Genomic DNA, 16062 nt, shown 5'->3' with positions numbered 1-16062 from the left:
ATCGGAAATAAGGCTTAGCACCTTACACTTAGTCCTTTAGTCTAGTGCTACGAGGTTTGGCTTGTGAGTAAAAATAGCAAACGCTAAGATGAAGAAAAATAGCGGTTTTAACCTAGATTAATTCAGGTTAAAGTGAATAAAATTAGCGTTGTAGCAAGGGTAATATGTTTTCTAATTGGTTGCTGGTAAGTGTCAGTATTGGCTACATAAGTTTACTCTTTCTTATTGCCTATTTGGGCGGGAAATACCGCCATAAATTAGTTGAGAAACAACATGCCATTATCTATGCGCTTTCGTTAGGCGTTTACTGTACATCTTGGGGTTTTTTAGGCACATCAGCACAAGCGGCTAACAGCTCTTTTACCTATATTTCGGTGTATTTAGCCCCCATATTACTCTTTGTTTTCGCTTGGCCCTTTATTCAACGCATTATAAAAACCTGCTTAAAACTAAAAATTACCTCTATTGCAGATTTGCTTTCTTCGCGCTTTGGTAAATCACAAAGTTTAGCCTTCATTGTTACGGTTGTCGCACTCATTGGCACCTTGCCTTATATCGCATTACAGCTTAAAGCCATTGTTTACTCCTACAAAATATTACAACAAAATCAAGATTTTCCGGTTTGGCAATTGGGCCTAATTGTCAGCACTATTCTCGCGGGTTTTACCATTATATTTGGCATTAGAACCATTGATGTCACTGAGCGACACCCGGGTGTGATGATCGCCATCGCGTTCGAGTCAGCCGTGAAACTTATTGCGTTTTTAATGGTGGGCATTTTTGTCTCGTTTTTTATCTACGATTCACCGGCTGAAATTTGGCGATTATCACAAAGTCATGTTTCGTTTAGTCAACAATTTGAAAGTAGCAACCTTATTAACATGCTAGGTTTGCTGATTATTGTGATGTCAGCTTGCCTATGCTTACCACGCCAATTTCAAGTGATGTTTGTTGAGATTAAAGAGCAAAAAAATAGTAATTTAGCGCGCTGGTGGCTACCTGCCTATATTCTGGTATTCGCTTTTTTCGCGGGTCCGATAGGGCTTGCTGGTACTTTAAATTATGGCCAGTCTTTAGAGGCAGACGCCTATGTTTTATTTTTACCGGCCTACAACGGGCAGGTATGGCTATCGTTATTTGCTTTTCTTGGTGCCGTTTCAGCAGCAAGTTCTATGGTTATTGTCTCAACAATTGCCCTGAGTACTATGCTAAGTAACGAAATTGTATTTCCGTTAATGTTTAAACTGTCTCCACAAAAGCAACATGACTTTTTACACTTTCAATCTCGCTTGTTGCGTATTCGTAAAGCCTTAGTTATCACGGTAATCACATTAAGTTACGGCATGTTGTTATTGTCGCCGCCAGATACCTTGTCTTCTTTAGGTGAAGTGGCTTTTGGAGCAATAGCCCAAATTGGTCCCGCGTTAATTGCCGCTTTTTACTGGCGTCGAGCTACGCAAAAAGGTGTGCTTTGGGGGATCGGCAGTGGCTTTTCAATTTGGATTTTATTTAACTTATTACCACAATTAGGCTTTTATGATCATCCATTAGCCAACTCAGCATTTGCCGCCACGACAATTATTACGCTATTTGGGCTATTTATTAACATCGTTGTATTAGTGATCGTTTCTTTGCTAACCCGACAGAGCATACGTGAAGAAATGCAAAGTAAGTTTTTCTACAAACAAGAAAATCACCAACAATCTCATTTACCGAAACAACCAAGAATTGATATACGAGAATTAGAATATTTAGTAGCACGCTTTATTGGTCAAGATAAAGCGGCCGAGTGTTTTGAAAGCTTTAATGCGTTACACAAAAACAAAAAACAAAAAAGCTATAACGAAGCATTGATATTTCATGCAGAGCACACACTTGCCAGTGTAATGGGCTCTGCCTCAGCAAAATTAGTCATTTCGTTTGCCATTGGTGGTCGTGATATCGCCTTTGATCAAGTCGTTAAAATTGTGGAAGATAACTCAACCCAACAACTTGAGTTTAGTCGCTCTGTTCTTCAAGGCGCGATTGAAAATACCAGCGAGGGTATTTCGGTTATCGATGGCAATTTAAATTTGGTGGCTTGGAATAAACAATACCTCGATATTTTTAATTATCCACAAGACTTTATTTATATCGGCTGCCCGATTAGCCAACTCATTCGATATAACCTGAGTAATCAAAAGCGTTATATACACGACATCGAATCACAGGTACAAAAACGCCTGCAATACATTCGAGCAGGCAGCAAGCATAAATCAGAACGAAAGCTTTCAAACGGCAAAATTATTAATATTGAAGGTAATCCAATTCCTGGTGGCGGCTTTGTCATGATTTTTTCCGACATTACTGAATACCGTCGAGCTGAAAAATACCTGAAAGAAGAAAACACCGACCTTGAAAGCCGAGTGTTAACACGAACAAAAGAACTAGAACAAGCAAACGTTGAACTTGAAAAAGCAAACCAAGACTTAGCCAATGCACAACTAAAAGCTGAACAAGCACATTTGAAAAAAAGCCAATATTTACGTGCTTGTAGTCATGATTTATTACAGCCATTGTCTGCCGCACGTTTATTTTCTTCTGCTGTCAGTTTAAGTTCAAAAGTGTCAAAGCAGGAACGAGAGCAAATCAAACAAATTGATAACTCGCTGGAAATTGCCAATAATTTATTATTAGATTTAAATGAAATAGCACGTATTGAAAGTGGCAATATCAGCCCTGATTTGTCGACCTTTACGGTTGAAAGACTATTTTCTATGCTCCATTCAGAGTTCTCGGCACTGACCAAAGATTATCATATCGATTTTCATTGCTGTGCTAGCAATTTATATATCAGAAGTGATTTCACACTGCTATCACGTATTATTCAAAACTTTCTCAGTAATGCCTTTCGTTATGCTAACAACGGTAAGGTACTGCTCGGATGCCGACGTCAAGGAAACTATCTTTGTTTACAGGTTTTAGATAACGGACCGGGCATACCTGAAGACAAACAACAGCAAGTGTTTGAGCAGTTCACCCAATTATCAACAAAATTAGTTGGCCCCAAAGGCTTAGGTTTAGGCTTAAATATCGCACAGAGCTTAGCGGAAATTTTGCACCATGAGCTGGGCTTAAAATCCAAAGCAGGCCATGGCTGCTTATTCAGTGTCAGTGTACCGATTGTTGCAGCACCAAAGTTACAGCAAACGAAACCCTTACGTGCCAGCAATACCTTACAAGGGGTTAGTGTTTTATGCATCGATAATGAAGCGGCGGTGTTGTCTGGAATGAGTGATTTATTGTCAGCATGGAAATGTAAAGTTTATAGTGCCATCAGTGCTGAACAAGCTATTGAGATTTATCAAAAACACGAAGAAGAGATTGATATTGTGCTGGTTGATTATCAATTAGCCACGGAAACTAGCACTAAGGCACTGTCCACCAAACTTGCTTACAAACCTTTGCAAGATAAACGTGAGCATAATGATATTTCGAACTTCAATGGTATTGAGTTAATCAAGTATCTTCGGGCAAAAAGTCACTACCCTTTACCCGCTATTTTAATTACAGCAACAACCGACGAAAGCGTTTTAGTTCAAGCGCAACAAGCCGACATTGGTTATCTAAGAAAAATAGTTAAGCCGATATCTTTACGAGCACTGATGAGCTCTTTACTCACCAAAGAACTCGAAAGAAACTACATTCCAGATAACTTTAAGCGATAACAATATACTGAGTACTGGCTGCATATAGTACAGCGGAGCCTCTAACGTCTTCGCTCGTTTCAAAAAACGACTATGCTTTTTAATCTTATGATCTTTAATACTTACACTATACATACGAAATAACATATATACAATATTTATTATATACTATCAGGGAAGTAGAAATATACTGCGCTGATCGGTGTTCAGGCTTTACCTTTGACCAAGATGAAAACCTGATTTGGCGAGTTTTCGCCGGTAGTTTACATTGAATATTAGGAATTATTTATGGGTATTTTCGAGCGTTATTTATCAGTTTGGGTTGGCTTGAGCATAGTGTTTGGTGTGGTATTAGGTTTATGGCAACCTGAAGCATTTCAAGCAATAGCCAGTTTTGAAGTTGCCCACGTCAATATTGTTGTCGCGGTATTTATCTGGGTAATGATTTATCCAATGATGGTACAAATTGACTTCTCAGCCATAAAAAATATCGGCAAAAACCCGCAAGGACTGTTGCTAACCATAGTGATCAATTGGTTGATTAAACCTTTTACTATGGCCGGTTTAGGCTGGTTATTTTTTAATTTTATTTTTGCTGATTTAGTTGATCCTTCATCAGCACAAGAATATATTGCAGGCATGATTTTACTGGGCGTAGCACCTTGTACAGCAATGGTATTTGTTTGGTCACAGTTAACGAAAGGCGATCCTAACTATACCTTAGTGCAAGTATCGGTAAATGACGTGATCATGATTTTTGCCTTTGCGCCTATTTCGGCATTTTTACTTGGTGTTAGTGATATACAAGTTCCATGGCAAACCCTACTAATATCGGTATTGCTCTACGTTTTACTGCCACTAATTGCAGGTGTATTAACCCGAAAAATACTGAATAATCGCCACGGTGAGCTATCACTGCAGCATTTATTATCACGCTTAAAACCTTGGTCGGTTATAGGCTTGTTAGCAACCGTAGTACTATTATTTGGCTTTCAAGCAAATACTATTATATCTGAGCCTGAAACCATTGGCTTGATTGCCATCCCTCTGATGATCCAAACATATGCTATCTTTATTATTGCCTATTTTGCAGCTAAGTGGATGAAATTGCCACATAACATTGCTGCACCTGCATGTTTGATCGGTACTTCTAATTTCTTTGAACTTGCCGTGGCCGTGGCTATATCGCTTTTTGGTTTGCACTCAGGGGCTGCGCTCGCAACCGTTGTTGGTGTATTGGTTGAAGTGCCGGTGATGTTGTCTTTAGTTTATATTATTAATCACACCCAACGCTGGTTTCAAGGAAGTTAGCTGCTATGAGCTAGCAGGTAACAGGTAACAGGTAACAGGTAACAGGTAAACGAGGCGACAAAATGATCACCGCAGGCAAATGCAATAAAAGCTATGCTGCCTAGCACAGCTTTTTATCGCAAACTAAAATAGCGACCAGATAAGGTCATACATTAAGGGTGACCACCTTCATTTGCTATTAAGTGAACGAGGCGTTCGCTTGCTGACGTTCATTTAATAAAATCACTGCTTGTGTGCGACTTTTAACCCCAAGCTTTAAAAAGATAGTACTGGCATGACTTTTTATGGTTGATTCTGATAACCCCAGTTCATAAGCAATTTGCTTATTAAGTAGGCCTTCAGCAAACATTAACAGAATTTTATGCTGTTGTGGGGTTAATGAAGCAAGCTTGTCAGTCTGCTCTGATACATGTTCATCAGGATTATAGTCACCATGAGGGGTCCATAATTTACCTTGAATAACATCATTAATCGCTTTAATCATTTCCGGCACAGGGGTCGATTTTGGAATAAAACCGGCTGCGCCTAAACTCATGGCTTTGCGAATAGTATCAAGCTCTTCAAAACCTGAAATAATAACCACACCAATTTCTGGATAAAGCTGACGAATTCGACCTAAGGTGTTAAAACCTTGAGCTCCAGGAATATCAAGATCAAGTAAGATCAAGTCAATATCAGTAGTAGTTGCTAACTGTTCTTCTAATTCAGGTATCGTTTCCGCTTCAAGTAAAGAAGAGCAAACAAAACTGGATTTAAGCATTAGCGCGAGGGCTTGCCTAAAAAGTGGATGGTCATCAGCGATGATGAGCTTAGTATTTGATGTCATTTTATTTTCTAACCTAATATTTAGATTAATGATCTTTTAATTGGTGCCAATGATTTTTGCTCACTGGTTAACCTTAACAAGGTAACCATATCATAGAAAACTGCAATGATAATAAAGCTAAATTAGACTAAAGGACTAAGTCGAAAAATATTAAGCCCGAGATAATTACTCAAGCATTAATGTACTTTCCTGATAATGCTAAAGCACTGCGATGATGAAGAACACTATGGCATTGCGCCAAAATAGACAAGGCGATTGATTCAGGCAGTTCCCCGCCAATATCTAAACCAACGGGGCCATTAACCTGGCGCAATAACCAAGCACTATCGTTGATATGACTTAACGCCTCAACATTACCCCGTCGCTCAAGCGGCCCAAGTAAACCAATATATTTCGCCACATTTGCTTTATACAATAAAGTTAGCCATGCAGCATCTAAGGTCAAATTATGGGTCATTAAAACGGCTGCATCCATTTGCTGAAATAACGCTTGTTGTGCAAAGTCATCAGGATGAACACGGATAATATGACTAGCATGCTTAAATACACTTTGGCGAGCGTAACTAGAACGATGATCGACAACGGTAACTCGCCAGCCCATTTGTGCCGCCATAGTAACTAAAGGGGCGGCATCTGAACCGCCACCAAAAACCCATAAATTTATCGGTGCGGCTATTTTTGTCAGTGAATATTCGGTTGTCGACACCACAAAGTTAACATGGTCATCACCCTGTTTTATTATGTATTCTCGTGCTGTGCTGTTATCTTGGCTATTTTTTTTATCCGTCGTCAATAACAACGCACCATCACGGCCAAATAAGCTGAGTTGATTGAGCGACTCCTGCTCTGCTGATGAAAATGATTGCTGCAAATAACTCACTTGAGCATTTTTCATGCGCTGATAAAGGCTTGTTAACAGTGTTTGATGCTCTGCTGTGATAAATTGTAGCAGGACACCTATTTTACCTTTACAACCCACACCAAGCTCTGCGGCATAACCATCGTCTTCACGCATATCATATTCAACATAATGTGCTTGTTGATTATCAAAGACCTTTTTAGCATGTAAAACGATATTAGCCTCTAAACAACCTCCGCTCACCAAGCCATGTGTTTGACCTAAACTGTTAATCAGCATTATCGCACCAGGAGAGCGATAACTTGAACCTTCTTTATTAACTATAGTGGCAATAACCCAAGAAAAGTTATCCGCTTGGCTTAGGTAAAGTTCGAGTAAGGCAAAATGAGAATGATTGTTTAACAAAGAAAAACCTTAGAATGCTTAATAACTAAATGATTAATAAAAGAAAGTTATTGTCATAGCGTAATGATGAAAAAATAACAGTTAATTATCATAACAAGTTACGTAAATTTTAAAAACGCAAATAGTGCGGAATTTTATTTATTGAAACTAAACTGAAAAATATATAGCCAAACCACTTGAAACTGCATTTTCAAGTGGCTTGGGTATAAATCAAAAAGCCACCTGACAGTGGCTTTCTGTTAACGCGCATTAGTAGCAAACTACACTCTGTTTAGGCTAATATCGCCTCTATATCAAAATCATCAAGTTGTTTAGGGTCAGCAAAACGGTGAATATACTGCTCATAAACCTTAGAGCGGACAAAAATAGTAAAAATATCGGCGTCAATATGATTATTTTTTGCCATGTTACGCATAATACTTAAGCACTCACTGACCGGTTTAGCACTTTTATAGGGTCGGTCAGCTGCTGATAAGGCTTCAAAAATATCAGCCAATGCCATCAGCCTAGCAGGCACTGACATTTGCTCTTTTACCAGGCCTCTAGGGTAGCCTTTACCATCCATCGTTTCGTGATGGCCTAAAGCGTATTCAGCAACATTAGCTAAGTGTTTTGGAAAAGGTAATGCCTCAAGGATATTTAACGTGACATCCATATGTTTTTGGATAATTTTTCTTTCTTCATTATTCAAAGTACCACGTTTGATACTTAAGTTTGTGATCTCGTCATCCGTTAATAATGACTGTTGCTGATTCTCAATAGACACTTGATATCGTTCAGCAATCGCTCGAATATTACTTTCTTGTTCGTCGGTTAAGAACTCACCACCATAGTTAATTTTTTGCAAAAAAGCTTTATCTAAATTCAGTTGCTGATGTGCAACAGTTCTTTCACGCTCCAGCTGCTCTATTCTGATAGTTTTATTACTTTTCAATGCCTGAATGATTTGTTCTTGAAACTTCAGATCAATATCCCGACTGGCAATTTCTAACTTGGCAGTGATGTAGTGAATTCTATCAAAAATTGTTTCTAATTTTCTTGATTTTTCCATGACATGATCAGGCGTTGCGATTTTACCACAGTCATGTAACCAACCCGCAATGCTAAGTTGATATCGTTCTTCTGGAGAAAGCTTGAACAAAGCAAGCGGCCCGTCATTATAATCACTTACAGCATCAGCAATCATTAATGTGAGTTCAGGAACCCGTTTACAATGACCGCCAGTATGAGAAGATTTAGCATCTATTGCCTTGGCAATTGTTTTGGCAAATGACTCAAACAATTGCTCCATATTTAGAATCAAGGCTTTATTTGTCAGGGCAATAGCACCTAATGACGCAAAAGGTAATATTTGCTCTTCAACCTGTTTAGAAAAGCTAACAACTTCCCCTTCTTCCATGGCATTAATCAACTGAATAACGCCAATAATATCATCGGTATGATTTTTTAAAGGGAATGTCAGCATAGACTTAGTGCGATAGCCTGTTTTCGCATCCATAGTTTTCGCTGCATTAAAGTCAAACGGAGGTCGCTCGTATACATCATCAATATTAATGATTTCGCCGTTATTTGCAGCATAAGCGACGATAGCGGACTGGTTTGGCTGGTTATCGATAAATAACGGGATACTTGAAAAAGGAATTTCAGCCCCCGAACTCCCTCCAAGATGTAAATTGAGACTCTTGTTGTATACCGTACGAAACTCCACTTCCTGTTCAGTGTTAACCAAATAAATAGAGCCCGCATCAGCATATGAAACTTCGATGGCAGCGAGCAGTATTTTTTCCATCAGTAAATCAGTGTTTTTTTCTGTACTTAACTGAATAGTGATATGTAATAAATGTTCAAAAGCAGCTTGCTGTGAAGGATTATTTTTCATAATTACTTACTTTGTTTCATGGCTATAAACACCATCCCAATGTTTTAATTCGACTTTATCGATAAGAGTATTTATACGCTCTAGATATATACTATAAACGGTTGTTGACAAATTGGTAGACTGTTTTAACTGCTGGAACAAATTACGAGCATCGTGCCAACTACCTGAGAGGTACTTTTCCATTGCTTTTTCATGTAGCTGTATATCAATCATAGTTTGCTCGTTGATATCACGAGAGAAACCTATCGGCTGATATATTTCAACCGCATTTAACTTACCCTTAACTTTGATTCGATCTATTTTGCGCGCAACAATAGCAACTTTTAAAATATCTTGGTAAGTATGATGAGAAACTAAGATATCGACGCCATAATATTTGGTTAACGACTCTATTCTTGCGCCTAAGTTAACGGCATCGCCAAGCACAGTATAAGCTTTACGATAAGAAGACCCCATATCGCCAACCACCATATCACCAGAACTAATACCTATACCGACCCGTATTGCAGGCCAGCCTTTTAAAGCAAAGCGTTTACTGAGATCATGCGTTAATGCAATAAGTTTCATGGCGCTGACCACGGCATGCTCCGCATGGTTTTCATCATCTAAGGGCGCATTCCATAGTGCCATTATCATGTCGCCAACATATTTATCTATTGTCCCTTTATTGTCGAATATAATAGCCGTTGCTTCGGTTAAATACGCTTTTAGAAAGTCACTCAATTGTTCAGGGGAAAATTGTTCTGATAAGGTGGTAAAGTTTCGAATATCGGCAAATAATACTGACATTTTTCGGCGTTCGGGTGTTAACTCAACACCTTTTGCTGACCGAATTAATCTTTCAATATATGCCGGAGGTACATATTGATCGAACATACTTTTTATTTTCTTTCGGGTCGCGTTTTCCGAAATAAAACCAATGGCGCCATAATATGTTGTCAGTAACGTTATCAGTAATAAAATTTGAAACAAAGGTAAACTAATTTTCAGTACAGTCCAACAATACCAGTTAACACCAATATGCACCATAAAACTCACTAGGCTAATAACTAAAATTCTCATTGGCCCTTGCTTTGCCATTAACATAGCTAATAAAAATCCAGTTAACAGCAATAAAGTAAAGAGTATCGCTACGGTAATATCGAGTTCAATTGGTAATATTTCAGGATGAATAAGTGCTTCAAAAACATTCGCATGGATTTCAACCCCGGGATATTGTACGCCTACCGATGTAGTTCTTAAGTCAGCTAAGCCTAAAGCCGATGTACCAATAAATACCACTGCACCATCAAGCTCGTCATGAGGAGTTCGATCATTTAGAACATCGGTTGCAGAAACATAGGGAAAACTTTTTTTCCTACCTTTGTATGGGATCAGTATTTGGCCTTTTTCATCGGTGGGAATAAAGTGCTTGGAGAAACTCAAACCTTGTAACCACGAAGTATTAGCCGTGACTTTACTTTTAGTCAAGATACGATCCGCTAAAGTGTATACACGTGCCGCCTCCAAAGCGAGAGACGGGTATAATTGCCCTTGATAGTTAAGCACCAGAGAGGCTTTCCTTATGAAGCCATCGCTTTCGGGTACAGAATTAATAAACCCAGCGCCACTAGCCGCTGATTGTAAAGTTTCAATATTGCCAAGCACATTATCAAAGCTTGGAATGTCAGATAGATACTCAGTTGAACTTTGCCAATTAATAACATTATTAGGTAACTGCCCTGATGTTTGAGCGCTATCATCAAATAAAAAGCCTAGCACCACCTCTGCCTGGGTGAGCGTGTCGGCGAATTGTTGATCGAAATTTACCGAATCTTCGAGTGCAGCTATTTGCTGTCGTGCTTGAGTATGAAGATGTTGATTATTATTTAAAATAACCATAGCTGGGTTGCTTTCTGGCTCAGAAAAGAAAACATCAAATGCAATGACAACAACACCTGCATCCATCAGTTTTTTTACTAAATCACTGACTTTACTGCGACTCCAAGGGTATCTACCTTGCTCACGCATACTTTTTTCATCAATATCAACAATAATAATTTGTTCATCAAATTGTCGTGCATTATTAGGTAGCGTAGCCAGTAAACGCGTGTCGTATAAAATCCCTTCAACCCGTTGCAATAATTTTTGTACATGCTCTAAGTTGATAAAATTCAAGCCGATCACTAATATCGTGATTACTAAACCAATAAAAAAACTTTTCGAACGTAGCGTTGTTGTCATCTATTTTATGGCTTTCATTGGCTTTGCTAAATCGACAACAGTGCCTTCTCTAGCACAGTAGACATTGAAAATATCGCCATATTTAGCCTGAAGTTTTGCTTCTTCACGGAGTAACTCTTTATCTGTACGAGCAGGGTCATGACTAATAATATATAAGTTTTTTACGTTAGCTTCGTTGGCCAATTTTGCTACCTCTAAAAAGGTACTATGCCCCCAACCTAGCTTGAGTGGTAAATCTGCATCAATATACTGTGCATCATGAATCAACATATCGGCATCAGCAATAAAGTCTAGCCATTGCTGCCAAGTTGTTGTCGCTTTATTGGGGGGATTTAATTCGTTATCAGTAACATATGCGATTTTTTTTCCTTCTGCTGTCAAGCAGTAAGCGCTACCACCATCTGGGTGGTTTAACTTTTGTGTTTGCACCGTAAACCCAGGTATTTTAAAGGTTTTCATTACTTCGATATTTGTTTCAAGGCGAATATCCGCAGGTAAGTGCTCGTACTTTACTGGATGTTTAGAGCCTGACATTTGTGTGAGGATAGCGTCTTTATCTGCATATTCAATCGCACCAGGCACAATTGTTATATTTCTTTTCGCTTGAAAAACAGGCTTAAAATATGGGAAGCCTTGAATATGATCCCAGTGGTTGTGAGTTAATAATATATTGATATCACTTGTTTTTCTTACTAAACGCTCACCTAAAGCGATAATACCTGTACCTGCATCCAAAATAACGTCATGACCGCTATCTAACCAGATATACACACATGAGGTATTACCACCAAATAGTACGGTATTTCTACCCGGTGTAGGCGTAGATCCCCTGACACCGTAAAATTCTACTTTCATAAAGTCACTTTTTATTGAAAGGTTAGTTTAACTGAAAGTGGCTTATGTCCACATTACGACCAAACGTACCATTGATATAGCATTGACCAGCAACAATGTAAGAGCTGTTGTTTAGTAATAAAATCGTACTTAACTGACTAGCACCAAGACAAGTTAATGGCATGAAATAACCGTTACTATCGAAAGAGTTATCTAAAGTTCCATCAGACTTTACCCGTCCAACCATGTGTTTTCTAGTACCGAGGACTTCACCGAACCCAGCCACGATAATATTGTCATGACTATCAATTGCTGCATTGAACATTTGCGAGTCATCTGTTAACGGTGATAAGAAGAAGTCAGCAATACCATCAGTGGAGAAGCTAGTATCTAATACCCCTGTGGTGGATGTTTTAATCACAACAACTTTTTCTGTTGCAGCTAAGTTATTGCCAACTAAATAGAGAGCATTATTACTATCAAAGCCAACAAACTCTATACTATCATCGACACCTGAATTAACATCTACCGTCAACTCACCTGTTCCTTTCAGGGTTAAATCTAAGCCGCCTGTAGCTAAATATTTCACTAATAACATGTCTTTATCGCCAATATCTCTATTTCCACCAGCATAAATGTTATCGCTACCATCAATGAGTACCGCTAAATAATCATCGGTATTAGCGCCAAGAATGTAGCCAGGCGTCGTTGAGTTATTAAAGCTGCTATCTAAAACGCCTGCCGAGTTTAAACGCATAACAAAAGCATTTGTACTACCGTTTTCGAGATTCCCAACCGCCACTAGCCTATTTAAACTATCAACTTTAACTTGATTAAAATGAATATCTATTGCGTTAATGGCAGATGTTGTATAAATGCCATCGCTCGCGAAACTGGTGTCAAATAAACCATTATGATCAATACGAGCAATAAAACCATTGTCACCTGTGCTTTCGGTTACACTACCATAAACAATAAACTTACCATCAAGTAGTTCAAAAATGCCTTTAACTTCAGCGCTAGTACCTATTTTGAGTTGTTTATGTCCGTCATTATCAAAACTGCTATCAAGCAAACCCGCTTCAGTTAGCCTCGTAATCACTATATGTTGCTCACTGCCATTATCAGCAGTTGAAACCACTAAAAACTTATCTTTTTGAAGCCCTTGTTGTATTTTTATCACCTCGGCAACCGTATCATCAGAGGCAACACTCGAGTGAGTCAACACGACTTTACTGTTGGAAAAGTCGTTTATACAACCAAGATTACATAAACGCCCCGCATCATCGACGGCATTAATCATCATCTTGCTATCACTACCTGATTCTACATAACCAGGTAACCAAATAACGTTATCATCATCTAACGTCATAGAGCCTGCAAAGGCATTATCTCCAGCATAATTTATTTTTTGATAACCGTTAATATCACCGTAGCTTGAGCTATCAACTGTGCCATCGGCCGCTATAACACGTGTAGTAAATGGTTTACTTTCCCCTTCATACACAGTGCCGCTCAAGTAAAGTTCAGCACCAGCAAGCGCAATACTACTAAACTCAGCAAACCCGTCACCGCCTCCTGAGTCACCATCAACATCATAAGTGGCAATTCCATTAACACCGAAATGGTTTGCAAGCATACCGGTGTCATCAATAGCGATGATCAATGCTTCTTTAGCTCCACTGGCTAATACCGTAGAGCCAGCCAAGTGCGCAGTAAATCCTACATCTTCTTTACCCGCAACTGCATAAATAAGATCATCAGTGCCATTAACATCATAAAATTGTGCATTACCTGTGTTAAATGTTACAACCCCTGCACCATGTTCATCGATTAGCCAAGCAAAAATATCTTTATCGCCATTAACAGTAACAACATTTCCGGCGATCAGGAAATCATCATTATTTGATTTGTATAATGCAATTCCTTCATCATCTAAGCCTGAGCCACTGATATCATGAATAAGATGAGGAGAGTCCGTAACATCGCCAGGCGTATGATCAATAAAGTCACCGTTGCTATCTATTTGCAGCACTAATAAGTCATCGTCAGTACCATGAACTTTGCCGACAGCGATAATATCATTACCGTTATTTACCATAGCATTGACTGATAAATGTGACTTTTCATTGGTACAAGCCAAACCGTCACGTCCGAAGCTACTGACTAAGTCAGCATCACTATCTACTTTTATAAAACAAATCTCAGTATTGGTGCCATCATCACGAGTAAAAGCAAGATAGTAGTTACCGGCCTTATTAATAATGGCCTTACCATATTCGTTATCACCAAAATCATAACTTTTGCTACCGCCATTACCAAAGGTGGTATCTAACGTACCATCTCTGTTGTATGCCACCATATAAACATCTTTATCAATATTATCGACACTACCAATAAAGTAAACTTTGCCACCATGAGTGGCAGAGTCAGTTAATTGCGCTTGAGTTTTAATACCGGTTAGTTCTAATGAGCCAATTATTGGACGGCCAAAACTTGCTAGCTCATTTACAGTACCTGACTCTGAGATATCATTAATATTAATGGTTACATTAATATCTGTTGATGCTGTGTTTGGCGAGCCATCATCAGTAATAGTTACTGTAACAATATGTTGGGTATCTGTTTCATAATCTAGCGGGTTATTACCTCTTATGGTCAAAACCCCTGTCGCTAAATTGATATCAAATAAGCCAGTATCACCCGAAGTCAGTGAATATTGCAGTGCATTAGCTTCTTTATCACTAGCGACTATAGTGCCAATAACATCACCATGAGTTTTGTTCTCATCAACACTAAATATTTGATCGCTGGCAACTGGTGCATCATTCACAGCCTGAATAGTTAGTGATACCGTCGCTTGTGCTGAGCCCCCCTGACCATCACTAACTTGATAGCTGAAACTGTCTGTGCCGTTAAAATCACTGTTAGGGATATAAGTGAACGAGCCATCAGCATTTAACGTTAAATTACCATTACTGACACCAGCTATGGGGGAAGTGTTGACGCTCAAGGTATCGCCATCGACATCATTATCATTACTGAGTAAACTATCTCCGTCACTAAGAAGCTTCGTTAAGGTAATATCTTCATCAAAGGTATAGCTATCAGCAACAGCAACAGGAAGGTCATTCATTGCATGAACAATTAAAGTTACCGTTGCTTGTGCTGTGCCACCATTGCCATCACTTATTTGATAAGTAAAACTGTCATTGCCAAAATAGTTACTGTTAGGGATATAGGTAAAAGCTCCGTCACTATTAAGGGTTAAGCTACCATTGCTGACATTAGTTATCGGCGTTGTATTAACCGTCAACGTGTCACCATCAGCATCGCTATCATTACTTAATAATTGATCGCCGTCAGTAACACGTCTTATCCACGTGAAATCTTCGGCAAAACTATAGCTATCATTGACTGCAACAGGTGCGTTGTTCGTCGAATTGATAGTCAGTGTAACAACGGCTTGTGCTGTAGCACCGTTACCATCACTGACTTGATAGGTAAAGCTGTCAACGCCATTGAAGTTATTATTCGGGGTATAACTGAACGAGCCATCACTATTAAGAACTAAGCTACCATGACTGACATTAGTTAGCGGCGTTGTATTTACCGTTAAAGTATCACCATCGAGATCGCTATCATTGCTAAGTAAATGATCATTATCAGTAATCATTTTGCTGAACATTAAGTTGCCCATAATGCTATAGCTATCGGGTGCTGCAATAGGCGCATCATTGGTTGCATTAATGGTTAATGCCACATTAGCTTGTGCTGTTGCGCCATTGCCATCACTGACTTGATAGGTGAAGCTGTCAACGCCATTGAAGTTACTATTGGGGGTATAACTGAACGAGCCATCACTATTGAGCGCTAAGCTACCATGACTGACATTAGTTAACGGCGTTGTATTGACCGTTAAAGTATCACCATCGACATCACTGTCATTCGCCAGTAATTGGTCGCTGTCAGTCACCAACTTAGTTAAGCTCAAGTCTTCGTTCAAGCTGAAACTATCCGCATTCAGGGTTGGGGCATC

General features: G+C 39.0%; 8 protein-coding genes. 2 read left to right on the top strand and 6 right to left on the bottom strand.

Annotation, left to right across the window (positions count from 1 at the left end; genetic code table 11):
• Nucleotides 1-164 precede the first annotated feature (164 nt).
• Both B0169_RS13955 and arsB read left to right on the top strand, forming a co-directional pair.
• Nucleotides 165-3707, top strand: coding sequence for a hybrid sensor histidine kinase/response regulator (locus B0169_RS13955; RefSeq protein ID WP_077286793.1), 3543 nt, complete (start codon nt 165-167; stop codon nt 3705-3707).
• A gap of 267 nt (nt 3708-3974) precedes the next feature.
• The gene (gene arsB, locus B0169_RS13950; RefSeq protein WP_077286791.1) at nt 3975-4997 is read left to right on the top strand and encodes an ACR3 family arsenite efflux transporter; all 1023 of its coding nucleotides are present in this window, start codon (nt 3975-3977) and stop codon (nt 4995-4997) included.
• 178 nt (nt 4998-5175) lie between these two features.
• Here arsB and B0169_RS13945 read toward each other — a convergent pair whose 3' ends face one another.
• The 6 genes from B0169_RS13945 to B0169_RS13920 form a co-directional block, all read right to left on the bottom strand.
• Complete coding sequence (locus B0169_RS13945) at nt 5176-5823, bottom strand: response regulator transcription factor (RefSeq protein ID WP_077286789.1); 648 nt, start codon at nt 5821-5823, stop codon at nt 5176-5178.
• A gap of 169 nt (nt 5824-5992) precedes the next feature.
• The gene (locus tag B0169_RS13940) at nt 5993-7087 is read right to left on the bottom strand and encodes an XdhC family protein (protein ID WP_077286787.1); all 1095 of its coding nucleotides are present in this window, start codon (nt 7085-7087) and stop codon (nt 5993-5995) included.
• Nucleotides 7088-7358: 271 nt separating this feature from the next.
• On the bottom strand, nt 7359-8966 hold the full coding sequence (locus B0169_RS13935) for an HD domain-containing phosphohydrolase (RefSeq protein WP_077286785.1): 1608 nt from the start codon (nt 8964-8966) through the stop codon (nt 7359-7361).
• Between the two features lie 6 nt (nt 8967-8972).
• On the bottom strand, nt 8973-11189 hold the full coding sequence (locus B0169_RS13930; RefSeq protein WP_077286783.1) for a CHASE2 domain-containing protein: 2217 nt from the start codon (nt 11187-11189) through the stop codon (nt 8973-8975).
• Nucleotides 11190-12044 (bottom strand): MBL fold metallo-hydrolase, encoded by an 855-nt coding sequence (locus B0169_RS13925; RefSeq protein WP_077286781.1) that lies wholly within the window; start codon nt 12042-12044, stop codon nt 11190-11192. It abuts the gene before it with no gap.
• A gap of 22 nt (nt 12045-12066) precedes the next feature.
• Nucleotides 12067-16062: tandem-95 repeat protein (locus tag B0169_RS13920; protein WP_143323555.1), on the bottom strand; the 3996-nt coding region annotated here is incomplete at its 5' end.

Origin of the sequence: Cognaticolwellia aestuarii, from assembly GCF_002000025.1 — a bacterium.
In the GTDB taxonomy this organism is placed as follows: domain Bacteria; phylum Pseudomonadota; class Gammaproteobacteria; order Enterobacterales; family Alteromonadaceae; genus Cognaticolwellia; species Cognaticolwellia aestuarii.
This window is presented reverse-complemented; position numbering and strand designations above follow the sequence as displayed.

Coding starts and splice junctions, on each gene's coding strand:
- B0169_RS13935 (WP_077286785.1), bottom strand. CDS start 8,966: ATGAAAAATAATCCTTCACAGCAAGCTGCTTTTGAACATTTATTACAT.
- B0169_RS13930 (WP_077286783.1), bottom strand. CDS start 11,189: ATGACAACAACGCTACGTTCGAAAAGTTTTTTTATTGGTTTAGTAATC.
- B0169_RS13945 (WP_077286789.1), bottom strand. CDS start 5,823: ATGACATCAAATACTAAGCTCATCATCGCTGATGACCATCCACTTTTT.
- B0169_RS13955 (WP_077286793.1), top strand. CDS start 165: ATGTTTTCTAATTGGTTGCTGGTAAGTGTCAGTATTGGCTACATAAGT.
- B0169_RS13925 (WP_077286781.1), bottom strand. CDS start 12,044: ATGAAAGTAGAATTTTACGGTGTCAGGGGATCTACGCCTACACCGGGT.
- arsB (WP_077286791.1), top strand. CDS start 3,975: ATGGGTATTTTCGAGCGTTATTTATCAGTTTGGGTTGGCTTGAGCATA.